Raw genomic sequence first — 18,966 nt, forward strand, 5'->3', positions numbered from 1 at the left:
ATAAAGCAAGTAAAATGCCAATAAATCGCACAATAAATGTAGTATTTTAGCTTAGAATTGATCAAAAAATAGACGGCCGTCTGTTAATCTAAACAAAATAGGAGCAGATGATACGTAATAACTTCGAAAAAATGGCACCTTCTTTGCTGTGTATATGACATATGCATATGAAATATAAAATTCTATTTATCTATACTCTTGGCCTATCATTTTTTGTCAATGCAGATCCATATACAGATATATTGCTTGGTAAGAATGTCGATAGCTACAAGATAAACGAGTATTATAAGAAGCATTATATTGAAGATAAAGAATCTCTTGTCGTGATAGGTTCTCATTATAAAGAGAGTGAAATGCCGATTGCCGGAACAGGTTTCACCATAGAAAGTGATAATAGGAAGTTTATTATCACAAATTCACACCTGATCGACGGTGATAATAAATTCTATGTCTATCGTGGAGAGCTTTTTCCTGTACAAGAAGATAATACACTCTCATGTGCAAACGATGATGTTGCGGTCGTTGAAGTTAATAATAATATAAAAGAGATATTTGGAAGATATGATCGACATAAGAATTCTCTTTATACTCATGGAAAAAATAATTCGCCAAGAGGTCAACAAAAGTCTGAGTTTCATTTTGGAGAAAATAGAGAAATAAATTACAATAATAGACCACTCTTTGAAAATTCACTATCAGGAGAAACTCTCTCTTACGTACAGATCGGTAATATGTATGATCTTTCATGTAACTTCTATCCAAGCTCGCCTGAACACTACAAGGGCAATGCACTCTTTGTTCCTATTTCAGAAGCAATCAAGTCGATAACGACTGAAGCGATCCCATATAAGCAAAATCATCACAATCAAATTGGAATGATGAATTCAATTATGGATCTGGTAACACATAATGAATGTCGAATAAATTTAGATTCAAAAGTAAAAGAGCATGAAAAAAGCCGTCAATCATTTTTAAGTAAAGCAATAATCACTCCCTCAAGCATTGTTCCAGGAATGAGTGGGTCACCACTATTGCAAAATAATAACTTAACTCAAAGTAAGTATCAAATTGCAGGCATTGCCACTTCTTATGATCGAATCATGCAAAAATCGATCTTTACTTCGCATTCTAATATTAAAAGTTGTATTAAAAACTATTTAAATGGAAAAAGAGGACACTTAGATTCGGTAAGATTTAAGTATTCGACAAAGTATCAATCAACTTATCGTCAAAAGAATCAGGATAGACTAATTGAAGAAATCCCAAACACGCATGGTAAGGCCAATGGAGATCTAACTGATACAAAAATAAAAGAACTTTACGACCTATTCCTAGAGAAAAAACAGAAGGATTTAAATATTGATCAAGATAATAGGTCAAATATACAAACAATTGAAATGTTAAAAGAATTTAAAGGTAAATTCAAAGACAATACAATTATAAGAGGTGGTAATGGTTACGGAAATGGTGGCGGGCCACTTGTATACAATTCAATAGAGTTTAGAGAGAGAATAATTATTCCAACGGGATTATCAATTGCAGGAAATTTAGTAATTGGCTTCAGGTGCAAAAATTCACATGAAAAAAGTGATGACAATTATATCTTCGCAAATTGGGAAGGCCTTGCATACAGTGAAATAGCAAAGTGTAAGGAAATCTACAATAATGATAAAGTCGACTTAATAAAAATATTGAGAAAAAAGATTAGGAACTTTAAAAGTAATAAGGATCAAAACACAGAAGAAACCTTCTCAATTAGATCAGTCATTAAGCTTAAGAATGATAAGATAATACTAACGATATCTGGAAAGAATCATAACAAGAACTTTAAAGAATCAGTTGTCATTGATAATGATATTGAAAAATTTGTCCCAAGAATTGAAATCATATTAGATGAAGACAATACAATTATAGCTGATATAAAAGAACTCTTCTTTACGGATATGCTAAACGTCTCTAGGACAAGAAAGAATCAGAGCATTGAAGATGCTCTACTTAGGGATAACAAAGCTAGAGTTTTTTATAGCGTAAAAAAGAAAAACAGCAACAAAGGTAGTATACCTCTAATTAATAGCTGGAACTAATGAGTATAACTATTCACCCCTCACATTTAATCGATGCTGATATAGCACAATTAACGAAACTTTTTTTTGAACTAGAATATAAATCTGAGGATTCTTTATATACTCAAATCATGATGGCCTATTATCTAAACGATAAAACTAAGCTTCAGCGCTTACAAAACGAAGTAAAACCAAATTCTTTTTTACATGTTTTCTGCCTTTGCCGTATCGCTATTTTAGAAAATAAGTCTTATGAAATCGAGAATATTGAAATATATAAAAACTCTCCCTATATCGGTGATCTCTATTTTGCCCTGGCCCTAATAGCAGCTCAACAAGACAATCATATTCAGGTAAAGAACAACTTTCTAAATGCCTATAACTGCTACACAAAAATCGGAGCAAATAAAAAAGCACTAACGGCCCAGATGAATACAATAACAGCAGAAGGTAATATTGATCTAAGAAAAAGATTACTAGCAAATTATATCGAATCAGTTGATAAACTAATTGAACATGAATCCATAACAAGTGCAGCAAATATTTGTGTTAATATCGCTGATGAGTTTCATAAGATTGGTGCCCAACGTTCGGCCTATCGCTACAATGAAAAAGCATTAATGATTTTAACTGATCAAAAGAACACTCTTCAATATGCACAAGCATTAACTCATCTTTGTGAATCGATGTTTTGTCTTGGGCAAAATATTAATGCGAACAAGGTTCTTGATGAGCTACAATGTTACGACTTTATTGAAATCAAAGAAGCAATAAAGGCCATTGAAAATGTATATCTCAACAAGAATAATACAATTAACAAAGCTCAACTCACAATGGCGTGGAGAATCAGACTAGAGAAAAAGACTTCTCCTTACCTACTTGGAGAAATAAGTGACCAGTTAATTCACCTTTTAGCTTACGGCCCATGTGACTTTAAAGAGATTATAGAGGAAATTTATCCGAATACAGATGAGATTGATGCAAGAAATCGCTTAACGACCTTAGTATCTAGAATAAATAAAAAAATAGAAGGACTTATCATTTTCGATCAAAAGAATCAGCTGTTTTCTTTATCAAATAATGAGAAGATCATATTTGCTACACAGGAGTCTTTATCATGATCGATGCACTTCTTAGCAAAATTGATAAAGAAATATTAAATATTATCGATATAAAGTCTCTATCACATAAACAATTAGCTAATCTTCATTCGATAATTCGAAGCAAAGATAATAATTTATTAAACCGTACATTATTTTATCTTTTATCTGCTAAACTACATGGAGAAGATTTTTCAAAAGAAATTGAAGTCGATATAAACTCTTCATCAGATGATCCCAACCATGGACTAATCTCAAGTCTATTATTAAAAAACAAAGTCCCGCATGAAATTGAGATTAATGGAAAATTAAGTAAGAAAGAGAATGTTCTTTTAGACGCTTTAAAAGAAGCTAAGTCCAATAGACAGCAGCTAATAATAAAAATCTATGGACAAGATTGTGATTACCTTAAGGCCGAAACAAGCTTTAAATCATTATTATATCGTTTTAAAAAGAAACTCAATGGCGAGATCATCATATCAATAGATGGAACATACTCGATATCTATATAAGTACACTGAATATATAAAATTAATGTATCATTGTACTTGTAATGTCTTGAGCAATGTATTCATTATTTGTCGTTGCCACCAAAGAAGTCGGAATAATTACCTTAAAAGTAGTACCTTGATCAGAAGAAGTAAAATCAATAGTTCCACTTAAGTAATCAACAGATTTTTTAACAATATACATTCCTATACCAGTACCTATTGACTTATCCTCATTGAAACGAACAAATTGCTCATAGACTTGAGACTTACTTTCACATGGTATTCCAACCCCATTGTCTGCGACAGTGATATAGAGATTATCAATATCATCATGAATTTCAACATTTACAAATGGAACATCTTTTTTAACATCATAATACTTAACTGCATTGATAATGATATTACTTAAAATTTGAAATACTCTAACTCTTTGGGAAGAGTGCCCACGAGATAGGTCGACATCAGTTGAAAAACGAATATTATTCTTCTCTATTAAGTATTCATTTGAAATTACGATATCAGAAATCATTGTCTCAAAATCAAGTTCTTCATTAGGATGTGTTGATACGTCTAGGCGTGCCAGTTCTAAAAGACTTGATATCAACTCGGCCAAATGATTAACACGACTTCTAATCTTTTCAACCTTAAGTTTAACGTCTTTTTCGTTAAACCTGTTAGTTTCAATACTTCTTATAATCAAATCTGACAAAATACTTATTGTTGTCAAAGGTGATCTCAGGTCATGAGATGTACGGTAAGAGAACTGAAGAAGCTCTTCATTTGTTTGAGTAAGTTTCTTATTTGTTCGATCCAGTGCCAATAAATCGAAATAGTACATCGACGCCATTGCAAAAATAAGAAGTACAATCGCAATAACACTAAATCGAGAGATATCCTGTGAAATATTATTAAGCTGAACCTCTTTACTCTCCAATATGCGAATAACTTCCTTGGCCGCTAAATCGGCCTGTGTGTCATCAACACGTACCAGATAATCCCTTTCCTCGGCAGAAAGGTTCTTGTCACTATTTTTTAAAATTTCAAGATTGTTACGATATTCTTGTGCTGTTGAAAATAAATTTTCGAGAGACTCTCTTTCTGTATCGGATAGTTTATAATCTTTTGAACGAAGATAAGCTTCTTCGATTTCATTAAATTTTATGACAGCTTTTTTGTAATATGCTTCATTAGATCGATTTACATAGTTTTTAAAATTATGAATAAGGCCATTATATCCAAAATTGCCGACGACAGAAACGAAGAGGTCAATTCTCTGATTTAACTCAACTACGGCCTTACGGTTTTTACTAGAGAAGTAATAAGCACAGCTAATACCAAGAAGAATAAACATCAGAACTGACGCTAGAAATAACTTCTTTTTAAATATATTAGCGTTAATTAACAAATCCACTACCTTTATAAATTAATCATCTAAATGATAGATTAAGAATCAATCCATGTAAAATAATTCACTTAGATTTGAATCATCAAACAAATGGTTACTGCACAGAATTTTTGTTGCTAATAAAGGCATATTATTTATCGCTCTATCACTTACCTACTTGTGCAGTATTGTATGACTGAGCGCTTAAATGATACAATAGATGGAATCTAGAGTTAGGAATGATTTGAATGAAGAAGTACTTTTCCCTCCAAAATATCGCACTTGTCATTGCTTTGGGAGTGTTTATCGTAAAGCAGGCCCCGATAATTGCGAATAGTTTTAAAATTAAAGAAAGAAAGATCCAAACAAGAACTGTAAGGACAATTGAGCTTAATTCGAAGGCTTTAGAATTTCCTCCACAGAGTAAAGTAGTAGCGTTTTATTGGATGACAACATGTGCTCCATGTAAGCTTGAAATGCTACGATTAAAAAAATCTGTCGAAAATGGTAAAATTGCAAAGGATTCGATCTATGCTATCAACCCATTTGAAAGTACTGAAAAAATAAGAAAATACCTAAAGAAAAGTCCATATCCTTTCACTTTTATTGAAGATAATGATCTAGGTTATGATTTAGGAATACAGGTTACACCAACAACAGTTTTCTTAGATAAAGGAATAGTTAAGTCCTTCTCAACAGGAATAAGCTTTCTTGGAATCTATGAAGCAGAAAAATTTCTAACTAATTAAGCTTCTTTAAAGTGAATTCCTCTCCTTGTGTAAAGATAAGGATCTCTCCATTATCTTTGAATTCAAGTTTGATATGAGCACGCTGAAACTTAAATATCGTATTAGAAAATGCTTCAAAAGGGATCTCATTTTGAGCATCACTTGATGCTTCACCTAGAAGAACTCCATCTTCATTTCTAAAAGTAAGCTTAATTGGAAAATCATTACTTCCGTATGTTCCATTATACTGATCAAGTATTTCTTTCTTAACTAAGATTGACTCTTGAATGACAGGAATATCAAAATCGTCGCCATAAAATCCGGCCAAAAGAGCAAGAGACATATCGTTAAAGTTAAATGCCAGAGCGTTTGTAAGGCTTACTATAGCAATATCATCTTCAATATTATAGGCGGCGATAGATGCATAACCATCGACTCCACCTGTATGTCCAAAGAAGTATTTGTCAGCATATGGAAACTTCATTAAACCTAATCCATACTCTCCCTCGCCGATAAATTCTTTCATTTTCTTAAGAGAGCTTGAATTGATTATTTTTTCTTTAAATAATCCTCTAAGAAATGTTGCAACTTCTAGTGGTGTGGAAGCAATGGCACCAGCACCAAGAGGAACACTCTGATGAGTATTGGTTGCTTCTTCCCAGTTAGCTCTTTTGAAGTAACTAGTGACTTCATTAGATCGACGACTTTTAGCATCATAGACAAAGGTCTCCTGCAAAGAAAGAGGCTTAACAATATAACTAGTTAGTAAGTTTGCATAAGTATCATTTCCTGCCTTTTGAGCAATATAGCTTAAGATGACATAACCAGTATTTGAATACTCATACTTTTCACCAGGCATAAACTCCAACTGATAGCGATAGAAACGCTCCATCATCTGACTTTCAGATTGGGGAGTTTGAGAGTATTCCTTGTAATCAGCAAGATCTGTCATATTTGGAATACCGGTACGATGGCGAAGCAAGTCCTCAATAGTGATCTTATCTGCCTTATCTATCTTTGGATAATAGAGAGCAAGCTTATCTGAAAGCTTTAATTTCCCCTCTTCCTCTAACTTTAGAATAATTGTAGCAGTATATATTTTCGAAACAGAACCTATGCGATAAATAGGATTCTTATTATTTTTATCAAAATTATAATTTTTATTATAAATGGACTTACCATCTTTTACTAATATAGCACTTCCTGAAACTACTTTCTTATTTTCTAAAACAGCAAAAAACTTATCTAATTTTTCAGTAATAATATTAGACTCCTGACCAAATTGACATGATAGACAAAAAATAAAAGTGACAAAAAGAATTACTTTTATGAAGACCTCTATTGAAATTGAAATTGTAATGAAAACACTATATCGGTCTAAAATTATTGATCTTTAAATATAAAATTCTAATCTAAATATATATAATTATATAAAACGAAGATAATAAATAGCTTTCTTTCTCATTTTAAATTTGACAGACTGCTTAGAAATCCGTACTAAATAATTCTCCAAGCAAAACTTTTTTCTTGGAGAACCTAATGAAGAATTCCCTACTTCTACTTATTTCACTTGTATTTACTTCTAACACTTCATTCGCATCTTATGACGGATACGATGATTACTATGGCGAAGACATTAACACAGTTGTCGAAACGATAACTTCTTGTCACGACAGAAATTTCAACAAAAAACTTATCGTTAAAAAAGTGTACTCAGATGTATCTGGAGAATCTCTATTTAACGAAATTTCAATTGATGGTAAAGCACTTGAAAAAATTGACTACAAATTCGAAAGTAAGAACTTTGTCGATCCATTAACTAATCTAACAAAAACAGGATATCTTCTAGAACTAAGACATCAGTCGGTCGACAATTCTTCGACGCTGAGTCTAATTGCTTCAAGCTTAGATGCTCACCTCTACAACCCAACTTGGGAAAACTATGACCTAAGAGGAACGCTAAAAATTGCTTCAGTATACAATAACGAAACAAGCTACGATGTTCGTTGTAGTATTAAATCTGAAGTTCGTTACGGGACACCAGAAGAAATTGACGTACTTTTTGAAAACTTTGATTACGATTCTTACAATGACAGAAGATAGTAGTCACAATGCTTAAATATATCATTCTAACGATATTTATCACATCAATGTCGAGGGCCACGGTCCTCGACAAAGATGCTTTTCTCAACTGGGTCAAATCAAATGACTTTCAAACACTTACACAAGTTATTGAAAGTATCCCGGAGGAAGACTATCAAAATATGACATTGGCCTATAAGTCAGGAGCGCTTCTACCAGCAGCACCAAATAAGCTAAGGCCTGTGATTTGGAATGAGAAAAATTCATTTGTTATTACCTTTTCAACATTTGAAGCAGATCAACACGAAGAAGATTCAATTGAGGCCATCGCTTGGAATCAAGAAGAGCTCCGCTATGAGCTTCTTGTCTTAGACCTTAAAAACAAAAAGTGGCTCATAAATCAAGCCAAGTGCCTTGAGTGCCACGGGCAGCGTCCAAGGCCATTGTGGGGAGAATATCCAACATGGAACGGTTTTGTTGGCCAACGAAATGACTTAATGAATATCAGAGATCGTAAATATCTGAGTAACTTTTTAAAGAGTTCAGAGCCTCGCGGCGAGGCAGTAAGAAGAAAGATAAAGCGTGAAGGTGCACCATTTCCATATAGAGTTGCCACAAAAGAATACTTTGACCACAGAGAACACTCGCAGGCCGATCACAGGCCAAATATGCGCCTTGGACAATTATTTGCAAGGCACCATACTCTATCCATATACAATGATCTAAGAGATGCCTTAACACATACTGAATTGGATGCTCTCTTTAAAATAATTCAATCAAAAAGATACTGGCTCAAAGACAAAAAGCTAGAGTTCTACTTTAATAAAGCAGGCCTTACTCTATCTGATCTGGACATTGCTCAAGTTGCCAATCAAGAAATAAAGACGACATGGGAGCATATCTATTTTGATGGAGATGCAGAGATTCTAGAGTACCTTACATGGCAATATTTAAATGATTCAAAAATGACCCTAGGAAATGAAGTTTCATTAGAGAAAAAATATCCTTTTCACTTCCCAAATAATCTGGATGTAAAAGAGACAATCAGCCTATTCGATACAATTACTAAATGGATACAGCTTGATTTTGAAATGACAGACAGAAACAAGAAGAGAAAGCGCCATCGTGTTGAATGAGTTTATTGTAACAAATGTATTTCTAATAACTTAGCTCTTACCACCACCATTAAGTAAGAAATAAATTCATGATTTTTAAAAACGTCACCTCATGTAAATGAGATAAATTCTGATATCCATTACCTTGCCTCCATAACAAAAAAAATAAAAATGGAGACGAGAAATGAAAAAATTAGCACTTACTTTATCACTACTACTGGCAACTCAAACTTTTGCCTTTAACTGTAAAAATGAACTCGCAAGAGATATTCAAATTAGAACAAAGTCTACAAGCTATCTCCCATCAAAAATACCTGGAGAGATGATTAAAGAGTGCTTCTCAAAGCAGAAGAACTTAAAAGAGAATCTTATTTATTGTGGATTTGCTGCCTATATCCCGGGTTCAATTATTGGTGTAGCAATAGGTGCAGGATTACCAATTCTTGCTCCAATATTTGCGGGAATTGTACTCGTGATGGAAAATGGAAATAAAGATAAGAATGGGATTTCAGGTATTGATCACAAGCGCCAACTTAAATTAAGTAGTCGTCTCTACAGTGTACTTTCAGGTAACACAAGAGATCTATGGTTAATTAAGAATTATCTTCCGGCCTATAAGCATGTTTCAAATGAAGAATTAATGTCTATTCTTACTAAGATGGATGAAGATGGAAGTCTTTGTAATGAGCAAGGCTTTAGAGATAGAGTTCACAAAATATCAGAAGCAGGACTTAGAGAACTTGAAAGAAAAAGTGTCGAAGTAGGAGTTAAGCTTAATTGGATGGATCTTCTAACAATTGATGGTGTTGATTCAGTTTTAACACAAGAATATAAAGAATGGTTTTTATACCGTTACACTTACTTTGATTATACGACTTTTGGACAAGTAATCGATAAGAAGGAGCTCAAAAAAGCACTTAAAGAAGAATATAAGGCCCTAGGTTATCGCCCTAGACACCAAGCTCACTCAAATAGATAATTTCAATATTATATTGGCCCCTTTTAAACTGGGGCCTTTCTTATTTCTTTGCAAGCGAGTAAATATAATTCTCAAGGTCTTTAATTTCTTTTTCAGTTAGAACATTCTTCCAACCTGGCATCTTCTGTTTATAACTAGAAACCAATAAGTAGAAATTAAAGTTAGGGATTTCTTTAGATAATTTTTGAAGATCAACCTTATCAACACCCCTTCCATTTTCACCATGACACTGAGAACACTTATTCATGTAAATACGCCTGCCCCTAAGAACTGATTCGGCACTATAAATACGAGTCACAGGTGTTTTATTTTCACTCTCTGCCACTGGAACAACTCCATGCCTCATGCTCTTATCTTCATAATACTGACGTGATTCAGTGTTAACGCTTGAACATGATGAGTAAGCTAAAAATAGAATAAAAAGTAATATAAAATTCCTCACAATCACCTCTTATTTAACTTCACGTAAAATCATGAGACGACAAGGGGCATGGCCTACCATGTATTCCGCAAACGAGCTGGAAAATAGTGCTGAGATTCCGTGCTTCCCTCTAGTTTCAATGATCATTTCATCAATTTTATTATCTTCAGCATATTCCTTTAGTGCAACCTTTGCAGAACTAGCAAAGAGACATTTACCAAAGACCTTTCCCTTATAATCTTCAGAAACAATTTGATTAGAAAGACCCAGTAAGAGATCTGAAACAGACTTTTCAATATCACCCATCTGTCCTTCAAGCGGATAAGAAGCAAAATAGAAAGTATCTGCATAGACTAGTGTTTCAAAACCGTGCACGAGATGAACTTCATCCCAGCGATTCCAGTCGAAATCCTTTAATTGATTCTTATAGGCATTGATAGACTCATCAGTTATATCAACACAAATCATTAGCTTACTCATGGAACCTCCCTTTGTTCTGATATCGATATTATCTCTTTATACAATAGTACTCGAATATGACATACGTCACATTATAGATAAGAAGATCTTAATCTTTATTAATAAAACATAAACCTGAGTATTTAACTGATATTAATGCCCAAGTATCTTCTCTTCATTAGTAAATGAAGAAAAAATACCTGGACAATTAGATATCTAACATTTGTCTATCGAGATAGTGTATTTAGCACTTCTTTATAGACATAAGGATTAGACTTAAGCTCAGAAATAACTTTCTGTCTAAGATTTAATAGTTCACGACTCTGATTTGACCAGAAGAATTTATTATTAGAGACTTCATCAATTTCTGCAAGAGGTAGACGAATTTCTTGTTTATCTACACTCACGAATACAATTTCTCTTCCATCAATAATAAATGGGAAATCAAAATTTTTGATAAACTTAGACTTACAACTTGTTGGATATTTTTTCTCTTTGAAATCGTAAAGACAACTTTGAAATTCTTCTGAAATATATTCATTATAAACTTGGAGGTTCTCATTCAAAGTTTCACTATAACCAATTTCCTGTGAATCACCTCGCTTATACTTAAGTATTTCATGAAGGATATACACTGAAAGATTCTTAGAGGCATGTCCATTACTTGAAATGAACTTATCTATTGCAAGCCATGTTTCATCATTAGACACGTTATTACCATAAAGATAGTTCTTGATATAAGGGAGTAACTGAGTACCAGATAACAATGCCTGCTGTCTTAAGGCCGTATCAATAACCTCTAAAACATTTAGAAATATTGACTTCACATAATTATTTTCACGCTTCTTACTGCTCGTTAGAAGTTCCATAACCTTTTGCTTAGGATATGGTTTTTCATTGATTTGATCATAAATGTAGTAGTAATAATAAGTCTCTAAAAAGTAAGAGATATACTGATTGAGAGCTTTAGTATGATAGAGATTTAAAAGTTTTTCATTTAAAAAATTTCGACTCTTTGAAAAATCAAACTTTTTGTTTGTATCAAAAATGTTAATTTGTTTTGTTGGTAATGCGTTCTTAGCACCCACATCAGTTACATCTAATGAGTAGTATAGAGAACTAAATGCTCTATCCTCATCTTTTCCGTTCGTTGATGCCGAGCTAAAGAACTTATTATACAGTTGTAACAAAGGAATATACTCACTATTAATTACGGAATCATAAGCAGTTTTAAAGTCATCATTTCTATCAATATTTGTTTTAGAAAGAATGTATTTATTATTTGGAACGAGGATACTTCTTAGCCCAGCTAGACAAGGTGCCAGTTCTTCCTTTGCTCCACCATAGTAGAGGTTTTCAACAATCCCCTCATAACTGTCATAACTACCACCAATTACAACATCAAAGCTACCTACATCATTTGGCTTAAATGCTTCTTCATTTCTTCTAATATCATCAACACAGTTTTGAAGATTACTATGACGGTAGCGAAAATCATCAGCAAGACAAGAGCTTAGCCTTGAATTTAGAAAGTTTTGACATGAGATCATTTTTTGAACTTGAGGATTATTATCCCTAAGAATATCTAACGCTACAGCCTGATTTCCTAAAACCTTATCAAGCTTTGTATCAAAATTTTGATACCAACTCTCATGTTTCTTATAATACTTTGCCAAGTCATCTCGTATAGCAATAACTTGTTTGAATATTTTCTCTTGGTTTTCAATCATTAGTTTTTGGTTTTGAAATACTTTTCCAAATGCTTCCATTATCTCGGCATGTCTTTGAGCATCAGGATCCATTCCTCCCCCACCAAGTAGTCCAGTGATTGCAGCAGTAGCATTCATAATAGACATTGGATCACCTGAGAAGGCAGCAATAACACTAACTGTCGCTTGAGAATATTTTAAAACATTATTTGCTCTTTCGAGATCTTTTCCCTTAAGACCAAGGTTTGTAGCAATTGTTAATGATACCTCAGCATATTGATAAGCCTCTACTGCAATATTTTTCCATTTCTCAACTGACGCCTGATATGAAGATTGAGAAACAACGACAACAGCGCCACTATTATCACCATTAGATGATGACTTAAGATCCTCTTCAACGGAGGCGATTGATCTCGATTTTGTTTTACTTGCTAAATCAGATAGAGACTCAACTAATTCATCAATTTTCTTGTCTCTTTTATGTAGGGCCTTTGCAAAGCTTTTAAGATTACTTTCAATTTTTCCTACACGACCTTCCAAATTAGTGTATTTGTCTTTAAGATCGCCAATATCTGCTGCATTATTATTAATTTCAGAAGCAAGCTCAACTGTATAATCATGTAGCTTAACAATAGCTGGCTGTGCAATTTTTATGAATACTTCAGGCTCTAGATCCTGTTTTAAGGAGCTAAAAAGGTCATCATTTTTAATTAAATTCCAAAGCTCCTTTGTTCTCTTTTCATCATTTTCAATTAGAAAAACTTTACTTAAACGCTCTTCATTAACAACAGCAAGTTTAGATAAAGACAACTCAATTGCTTCAAACATCGTTTCAGAGTCGAGCCCCTTAATATGGTTATTTAATTTTCTAAGTTGGTTTGCACCATCGACAGCAAAACTCAAACCCGTAGCCGCTAAAGACAACGGTACAACTTGAACGAGGCCAAAGAAAGCACCTGCCTTAGATAAACCGCCACTAACTGTCTTAAAACCATTTTCAGCTTTACTATTTACTGAAATCTGATGATTAAATTTACCAATTAGATCTTTGAAAGATACAGTATCTTCACTTGCAACAACCTGCATAAGCTTTTGAGAAGCATGGATCTGTTGAAAGAATAATGCATAAGAAATGATAAATATAAGAGACTTCTTCATTTAGACTCCTCTTATTTGCAATTTTCTACATTATCGAAAGCATTACAACCAATAACTTTTACATAGAAATTAACTGCAATATTCTTAGGTCTAGTTTCAGTAGAAGTTCTTGCCACCAATGATGCATCAAACTTATAGTTTTGTGCTCTACCACCACCTTGTGCATTTCCTCGGTTTCCTTGACCAATATGTTGAAATACACCTGAACCAGAACTACCTACATCTCTACCGTGCGCAATCTGTATTAGAGTACCTGTAATATTTTGAAAAGCATCTTCTTGATATGAGCCAAGAACACGCCCCTCTTGAGCATCAAAAGAGCAAGCTTCATTTTCTTCAGTACACTTTGCTCCGTTATTATGCATTCTTAAAAATTTTCCTCTAGCATCAGGGATTCCATGTCCCAATAATTGATTTAGAGATAATTCCGGAAATGATTCTCTTAATCTTTGAAAGTCTTTTCCGCCGTCCATAAGTACCCATGCTGGCCCATGTATCGATCGGAATTCTTCTGGAGAAAAAATACTTGTTTTAATATCGCCGACAGAAAAAACTTCGACATTATTAGAAACTGAACTTAGAGAACGTCCATTAATAGAACTTCCGTTACATGAGATAAGTAAAGCACACAGACTTGTAATAGTTAACAGCGAATTAAACTTCATTAAGACCTCCTTAGTTTATAGCCACTTATCGACAAGTAACCAATAAACTTTATTAACAATTAAATTAATAGATGAGATAAAATTGATGAGCCTGTTACAATTTCATAGAAAAATAAAATGATCTTAATAAAATACTGAGACTCGATTGATATGCCTCTGAAATCACACTAGAAAGAAAATGGCACATAACTAATAATCTTTACAAAAGTTTTATAGCTGAGTGTTTGAACGAAAAAAATACAACGTTGGACAAGAAGGAAGTTTATTGAATATTTATATAGAATCAACGCGGTAAAATACTCTTCTTTATAAAATTCCTACTCCATCATTTCCTCTCACACATATTGATATAAAGAATCTAGCAATTTCTTTTCATCACAACTATCAATATGGCCCAATGGAAAATCATATTTTCGATTTGTATAAGTTTGAAATACTAAGACTTTATTACCATAAATACTTTTGATAAAAAAAGAGTCTAGATCCTCTAGTAAGAAAGTGTGCTTTTAAAAAAATGTTCCATTAAAAAATGTAATACGAAGATCACCCACTTCGATATAAATTTCTTTTTTTCCATATAAAAAGATATGAAAAGCTATTCCTAGCATTGTAGTTAAAGAAAGAAGCGCTAAGGCAATGACAGCAGTTTGTTGAATTCTACTTAAGCTCTCATCATCTACAATTAGAAAACAAAAGAGTAGCAATGTCATGCACATCGGTAACACAAAGACGAAGTATATGAGCCACTTTAACATTATAGATTTTTTATAATAAATTCTCATATAAATATCTTCCTAAAAAGTCTTCATCTATAGTTTTAAGGTGTCATCCGCACTACCTGTTCTTGCAAAACGAACTTTCAGTTCCAGGTGTCTTTACGCATGACCAATGAAGAAGCACTTGTTATCTTATTTATCTTTTATTTTTAATATGACCTCTTTGAGAATATACTCCCACTTATTTCTAATCATATAATTCTCTCTAAGGTTAACACCTTCATATCGACTCGATGGAAAAAGCCAAAATAACGAAGATGAGATTGCTCCGTAGTTTTCTGTATATTGAATTTTTTTAAAATTGATTTGATCTTTTTTAGAGTAGATTCGAATGTCGTAATCACCTTCATATGTCCAATATGATGGAATAATTCCGAGAGTTAAAGCGCTAAATACAAGACCATACATTCCAGTCCCACTGCCATGGTAATAAAATGGCGAGAGAACCCTGACATCTACATAATAATCTGTATCAAATTCTATAGGATGCTCTCTATCAAATTCCTCTATCGACGTATAGCTTGCAGCTACTTTATCAAAATTTTCCTCTATATCACATTTTACAATATTGAATAAATTGATCTTTTTAACTACATCACATTCGTAACTATTTTTTACAGTACTCTTAATAAACCAGTTCTTATTATCCCAGGAGCTTTGATCACTAACATCATGTAATTTAACAAAACGAAATGTTACTGAACTTTTAACTTGTTCGATGTCTGTTAAATCAACAGACTTATATTCATCACCAGTATAGATAGTCGCACAACTTAAAAGTATTTGAGAAAGTAAAGAGAGAATAATCAAACGCATTATTTAATTATAACGTAGAACTGAACTTGTTCACTAAATTTTTTTTTGACTAAAAGAAATAGGTTTGAGTTAGGTGGTATGCAATGGATTTGCCGCCTCAACAACCGTGCTTCGATGAAAATCAAGGTCGAATCCTCCAATATATCAATAAGTTAAGTATTCAATTAAGCACATCTAAGCACGAACTACGCCGCCATATCGCGTGCATTTTTGAGTTCCCACTTGGCCTGCATAGTAACCCAAAACTCAGCACTAATTCCAAATACTCTCTCAAGATCAAGGGCAAACATTGCGCTCATTCCGCGTTTATTGTTACAAATCTCTGAAATTTTTCTTTCAGCACAACCAATCTCTTGGGCAAGCCACTTTTGAGTAAGGCCACGCTCTTCAAGAATCATAACCTTTAGAAACTCTCCAGCTGAATATCTATGCTTAATTTCAATCATGATAATCTCCTATCTCAACATCGATGAACTCACCATTAGAATATTTAAAAATAATACACCAAGGTTTTTCAATCGTTATTGACCAAAATTCCTTCATGCTCCCCTTAAGCTTATGAAGCTTTAGGGAAGGTGGCTCACAGATCTTCTTTAAGTCCTCTATACCTGTAACATCACTTAAGGCCATTAATAAAAAGATTGCTCTCTTATTAAGTCGTTCAGGAAACTTCTTTGAACTTCCCTTATTAACTATGTCTTTTGTAATCTTACCATTGATAGACTTAATCATACTTTACAAATTACCACATTCTGTAAATATGTCAACATCCTGACAAGAAGGTTATAATAATTACAATAACTTAGTTAAATAGCTTCTTACCCCTTTAATGAATAATCGTTTTGACAAGTCTTATTAATAAAATGCCTTTTCTCAGTCGCCTGCTTAACTTGAGATTTTAATATCTCTTGAAGATCCTCTTTACTAACTGTTCCCTTATAGAGCTCGTTCGGCCTAGCTCCTTCAATTAAGCTTAGAGGCATCTCATTATATGAAAGAATGGAACGATTAATTAGATTGTAGAGTTTTGAAAATTTATATTTCCTATACTTGTTTATATATCTTTGTTTGAGAGTTCTAAAGAATATTTCAATCATTGAATTTGAATAATAAATATCTTTCTTTGCGATTAGAGCATTGATACCTTTTTCAACGAAGACCGATTTAACTTTATTCCCAGTATTTTCTCCTCCGCCATCTGATATTAAATTCTGGGGAGTGATATTCACTCCATCTAGTATCGTTCGCATCGTTAATGCCTCTCCTTTATTACGAGATAGTTTCCAATTGATAATCTTACGTGAGTAGTTATCCATTAGAACTTGAAGATATATCTTTCCACAATCAATACACTTAAACTCCGTTACATCAATATGCCAAACTTCATTGACTTGTTTTGCTCTAAGGCCAACTTTATTAATTCTTTTTCTTCTTTTATTTCCAACATTCGGACGAAACTCATTAGCATACTTTCTCCAGCTTCCGTAGCCGCAAGAAAGGATTCCATTGCGAAAGGCATACATTTGAAGTCCCTTAACACTTAAGTGGCCCAGTGATTTGTCGTGAACAAGGTCATATATCTTTTGTTGTTCAACAAGAGTGAGCTGATTTGGTGAAAGAATTTTACACTTTTTTAGACCGATCCTTATACAACCTTTTGTTTCAACTTTCTGCTGGTAGAAAGTTTTATCTTGAATTGCAAGTAGTCGACACAACTCCGACTTAGAAGTCCAATTTGAAAAATTTAGTACACACTCAACAAAAGCATTTCTATTCTCTTTAGATATTAGAAGTTCTCTAAAACCAGTAATTCTATTAAGTAGTGTTTTTAAAAATAGAACCTTAATCCTTTCCGTTTTCAACTCATCTTCAAGGCGCTTAATTTTACCAAGCAGTGCCTTATCATAATCAACCTGATTTAAGCGCACCTTTTTCTTCGAGCTTCGAATCCAATGCATCGCTGTTGTTCGAGGAATTTTTAAGTGTGGAAATAAGTTAGGGTTACCACTTTTAATAATCATTTCTTTGAGTGAATCATCATACTTTCTATACGTAATTTTAGACATAGGTCCTCCTTTGACGAAAATTCGTCACGCTGGTTAGATAATTCAAAGTATTTAAGGGTTTAAAGCTCTAGAAACGAATGATTTTGTAAAACTGAAGACCATATTTGGCTAATGAAAAGAGAAGATTATTATTTTACATGAGAATATTAAAGATGAAGTAGATCTCTGGTGAACATATCATAAGTTAACATCATCACCACTGAACCCAATCTGGGTTAGTTTCTATGCATAAGATTTGCCCGACTCCTCCCATCCTGGTCGTCGCTGGATAGTTCGGCATTAAATACCATCGTGGTATTTAACGCCTCCCAAACCGGGAGAATACATGTTTAAATCGAGCTTATCTTCAGGTTAAAAAAGAAAACCCAGGACAAGCCTGGGTTTTTCTTTTTGAATTTGGAGGACGAGACCGGATTTGAACCGGTGAAAAACAGTTTTGCAAACTGCCCTATTAGACCACTCTAGCACCCGTCCGCAGAATGATTTTAGATTTCCTATAATATGGATATTTTTTAATAAGTCAATTTAAATGCTTAAAAATATTGACCTGCCGCTGATGCGGCAGGCCTATACTTAAGTATTAAAAAAACAGGATGCGTGGCCGTTAAGCTTCGCGGATAACGTACTTGTCTTTACCCTCATCAACCATTTCTCTTAGCTCTTTACCAACTTTGAAAAATGGAACCTTTTTTGGTGGTACTTTTACTACCTTACCAGTCTTTGGGTTACGACCTTCGTACGCTTTATAATTACGATTGGCGAAAGATCCGAAACCTCTGATTTCGATTCTTTCATCATTGAATAAAGCATTGATCATGTCATCAAAACAAATATTAACAACAGTCTCGGCCTGCTTATGCGTTACATTTGCTTGCTTTTCGATTGCTGCAATTAAATCTGCTTTTGTCATTTTAATCTCCTCTCGATATGAGAACTCTTTCGAGCACAAACTCA

At 33.4% G+C, this 18,966-nt stretch carries 19 protein-coding genes and 1 tRNA gene; 7 read left to right on the top strand and 13 right to left on the bottom strand.

The annotated features are described in order from the left end of the window. The first annotated feature begins 167 nt into the window (after positions 1–167). The 3 genes from ABMA70_RS02400 to ABMA70_RS02410 are packed head-to-tail and all read left to right on the top strand — an operon-like array spanning position 168 to position 3,675. Positions 168–2,084, top strand: a complete 1,917-nt coding sequence (locus tag ABMA70_RS02400; RefSeq protein ID WP_392991755.1) for a hypothetical protein — start codon at positions 168–170, stop codon at positions 2,082–2,084. Then, the gene (locus tag ABMA70_RS02405; protein ID WP_392991753.1) at positions 2,084–3,184 is read left to right on the top strand and encodes a hypothetical protein; all 1,101 of its coding nucleotides are present in this window, start codon (positions 2,084–2,086) and stop codon (positions 3,182–3,184) included. Before ABMA70_RS02400 ends, ABMA70_RS02405 begins: the two co-directional genes overlap by 1 nt. Continuing rightward, on the top strand, positions 3,181–3,675 hold the full coding sequence (locus ABMA70_RS02410) for a hypothetical protein (RefSeq protein ID WP_392991751.1): 495 nt from the start codon (positions 3,181–3,183) through the stop codon (positions 3,673–3,675). The genes ABMA70_RS02405 and ABMA70_RS02410 overlap by 4 nt, the downstream gene beginning before the upstream one ends. Before the next feature lie 19 nt (positions 3,676–3,694). Here the strand turns inward: ABMA70_RS02410 and ABMA70_RS02415 are convergent, their stop codons facing one another. After that, positions 3,695–5,059, bottom strand: a complete 1,365-nt coding sequence (locus tag ABMA70_RS02415; protein ID WP_392991749.1) for a sensor histidine kinase — start codon at positions 5,057–5,059, stop codon at positions 3,695–3,697. Positions 5,060–5,286: 227 nt separating this feature from the next. Here ABMA70_RS02415 and ABMA70_RS02420 point away from each other — a divergent pair, with 227 nt between their 5' ends. Continuing rightward, complete coding sequence (locus ABMA70_RS02420) at positions 5,287–5,787, top strand: TlpA disulfide reductase family protein (RefSeq protein WP_392991748.1); 501 nt, start codon at positions 5,287–5,289, stop codon at positions 5,785–5,787. Here ABMA70_RS02420 and ABMA70_RS02425 read toward each other — a convergent pair. After that, on the bottom strand, positions 5,780–7,153 hold the full coding sequence (locus ABMA70_RS02425; RefSeq protein ID WP_393022201.1) for a serine hydrolase domain-containing protein: 1,374 nt from the start codon (positions 7,151–7,153) through the stop codon (positions 5,780–5,782). The genes ABMA70_RS02420 and ABMA70_RS02425 overlap by 8 nt on opposite strands. Before the next feature lie 152 nt (positions 7,154–7,305). On the opposite strand from ABMA70_RS02425, the gene ABMA70_RS02430 reads away from it, so the two are divergent. From ABMA70_RS02430 to ABMA70_RS02440, 3 genes are all read left to right on the top strand, one after another. Beyond that, the gene (locus tag ABMA70_RS02430; protein ID WP_392991746.1) at positions 7,306–7,869 is read left to right on the top strand and encodes a hypothetical protein; all 564 of its coding nucleotides are present in this window, start codon (positions 7,306–7,308) and stop codon (positions 7,867–7,869) included. A gap of 8 nt (positions 7,870–7,877) precedes the next feature. Further along, positions 7,878–8,984: a hypothetical protein gene (locus ABMA70_RS02435; protein ID WP_392991744.1), complete on the top strand. Its 1,107-nt coding sequence runs from the start codon at positions 7,878–7,880 to the stop codon at positions 8,982–8,984. Between the two features lie 163 nt (positions 8,985–9,147). Then, a complete protein-coding gene (locus tag ABMA70_RS02440; protein ID WP_392991742.1) occupies positions 9,148–9,942 on the top strand; it encodes a hypothetical protein in 795 nt (264 codons plus the stop codon). A gap of 40 nt (positions 9,943–9,982) precedes the next feature. Here the strand turns inward: ABMA70_RS02440 and ABMA70_RS02445 are convergent, their stop codons facing one another. From ABMA70_RS02445 to ABMA70_RS02495, 11 genes are all read right to left on the bottom strand, one after another. Then, complete coding sequence (locus tag ABMA70_RS02445; RefSeq protein ID WP_146037812.1) at positions 9,983–10,384, bottom strand: cytochrome c; 402 nt, start codon at positions 10,382–10,384, stop codon at positions 9,983–9,985. A gap of 9 nt (positions 10,385–10,393) precedes the next feature. After that, entirely contained in the window at positions 10,394–10,843 is a 450-nt protein-coding gene (locus ABMA70_RS02450) for a universal stress protein (RefSeq protein ID WP_103217396.1), read from the bottom strand. A 206-nt stretch (positions 10,844–11,049) separates the two neighbouring features. Further along, positions 11,050–13,689, bottom strand: coding sequence for a hypothetical protein (locus ABMA70_RS02455; RefSeq protein ID WP_392991740.1), 2,640 nt, complete (start codon positions 13,687–13,689; stop codon positions 11,050–11,052). A gap of 11 nt (positions 13,690–13,700) precedes the next feature. Then, positions 13,701–14,354, bottom strand: a complete 654-nt coding sequence (locus tag ABMA70_RS02460) for a hypothetical protein (RefSeq protein WP_392991738.1) — start codon at positions 14,352–14,354, stop codon at positions 13,701–13,703. Between the two features lie 506 nt (positions 14,355–14,860). Then, positions 14,861–15,064 (bottom strand): hypothetical protein, encoded by a 204-nt coding sequence (locus ABMA70_RS02465; protein WP_392991736.1) that lies wholly within the window; start codon positions 15,062–15,064, stop codon positions 14,861–14,863. 198 nt (positions 15,065–15,262) lie between these two features. Further along, positions 15,263–15,946, bottom strand: coding sequence for a hypothetical protein (locus tag ABMA70_RS02470; protein ID WP_392991734.1), 684 nt, complete (start codon positions 15,944–15,946; stop codon positions 15,263–15,265). Positions 15,947–16,131: 185 nt separating this feature from the next. Continuing rightward, positions 16,132–16,392, bottom strand: coding sequence for a HigA family addiction module antitoxin (locus ABMA70_RS02475; protein ID WP_392991732.1), 261 nt, complete (start codon positions 16,390–16,392; stop codon positions 16,132–16,134). Further along, the gene (locus tag ABMA70_RS02480; RefSeq protein ID WP_392991731.1) at positions 16,385–16,678 is read right to left on the bottom strand and encodes a type II toxin-antitoxin system RelE/ParE family toxin; all 294 of its coding nucleotides are present in this window, start codon (positions 16,676–16,678) and stop codon (positions 16,385–16,387) included. The genes ABMA70_RS02475 and ABMA70_RS02480 overlap by 8 nt, the downstream gene beginning before the upstream one ends. Before the next feature lie 86 nt (positions 16,679–16,764). Then, positions 16,765–18,012: a DDE-type integrase/transposase/recombinase gene (locus tag ABMA70_RS02485; RefSeq protein ID WP_392991729.1), complete on the bottom strand. Its 1,248-nt coding sequence runs from the start codon at positions 18,010–18,012 to the stop codon at positions 16,765–16,767. A gap of 397 nt (positions 18,013–18,409) precedes the next feature. Next, positions 18,410–18,486 (bottom strand) — tRNA-Cys (locus tag ABMA70_RS02490). A 130-nt stretch (positions 18,487–18,616) separates the two neighbouring features. Beyond that, the gene (locus tag ABMA70_RS02495; protein WP_021266755.1) at positions 18,617–18,922 is read right to left on the bottom strand and encodes an HU family DNA-binding protein; all 306 of its coding nucleotides are present in this window, start codon (positions 18,920–18,922) and stop codon (positions 18,617–18,619) included. Positions 18,923–18,966 lie beyond the last annotated feature (44 nt).

It is taken from the genome of Halobacteriovorax sp. XZX-3 (assembly GCF_043196495.1).
Taxonomy (GTDB): domain Bacteria; phylum Bdellovibrionota; class Bacteriovoracia; order Bacteriovoracales; family Bacteriovoracaceae; genus Halobacteriovorax_A.

Coding starts and splice junctions, on each gene's coding strand:
- ABMA70_RS02470 (WP_392991734.1), bottom strand. CDS start 15,946: ATGCGTTTGATTATTCTCTCTTTACTTTCTCAAATACTTTTAAGTTGT.
- ABMA70_RS02430 (WP_392991746.1), top strand. CDS start 7,306: ATGAAGAATTCCCTACTTCTACTTATTTCACTTGTATTTACTTCTAAC.
- ABMA70_RS02485 (WP_392991729.1), bottom strand. CDS start 18,012: ATGTCTAAAATTACGTATAGAAAGTATGATGATTCACTCAAAGAAATG.
- ABMA70_RS02400 (WP_392991755.1), top strand. CDS start 168: ATGAAATATAAAATTCTATTTATCTATACTCTTGGCCTATCATTTTTT.
- ABMA70_RS02420 (WP_392991748.1), top strand. CDS start 5,287: ATGAAGAAGTACTTTTCCCTCCAAAATATCGCACTTGTCATTGCTTTG.
- ABMA70_RS02405 (WP_392991753.1), top strand. CDS start 2,084: ATGAGTATAACTATTCACCCCTCACATTTAATCGATGCTGATATAGCA.
- ABMA70_RS02435 (WP_392991744.1), top strand. CDS start 7,878: ATGCTTAAATATATCATTCTAACGATATTTATCACATCAATGTCGAGG.
- ABMA70_RS02465 (WP_392991736.1), bottom strand. CDS start 15,064: ATGACATTGCTACTCTTTTGTTTTCTAATTGTAGATGATGAGAGCTTA.
- ABMA70_RS02410 (WP_392991751.1), top strand. CDS start 3,181: ATGATCGATGCACTTCTTAGCAAAATTGATAAAGAAATATTAAATATT.
- ABMA70_RS02480 (WP_392991731.1), bottom strand. CDS start 16,678: ATGATTAAGTCTATCAATGGTAAGATTACAAAAGACATAGTTAATAAG.
- ABMA70_RS02475 (WP_392991732.1), bottom strand. CDS start 16,392: ATGATTGAAATTAAGCATAGATATTCAGCTGGAGAGTTTCTAAAGGTT.
- ABMA70_RS02495 (WP_021266755.1), bottom strand. CDS start 18,922: ATGACAAAAGCAGATTTAATTGCAGCAATCGAAAAGCAAGCAAATGTA.
- ABMA70_RS02460 (WP_392991738.1), bottom strand. CDS start 14,354: ATGAAGTTTAATTCGCTGTTAACTATTACAAGTCTGTGTGCTTTACTT.
- ABMA70_RS02455 (WP_392991740.1), bottom strand. CDS start 13,689: ATGAAGAAGTCTCTTATATTTATCATTTCTTATGCATTATTCTTTCAA.
- ABMA70_RS02440 (WP_392991742.1), top strand. CDS start 9,148: ATGAAAAAATTAGCACTTACTTTATCACTACTACTGGCAACTCAAACT.
- ABMA70_RS02450 (WP_103217396.1), bottom strand. CDS start 10,843: ATGAGTAAGCTAATGATTTGTGTTGATATAACTGATGAGTCTATCAAT.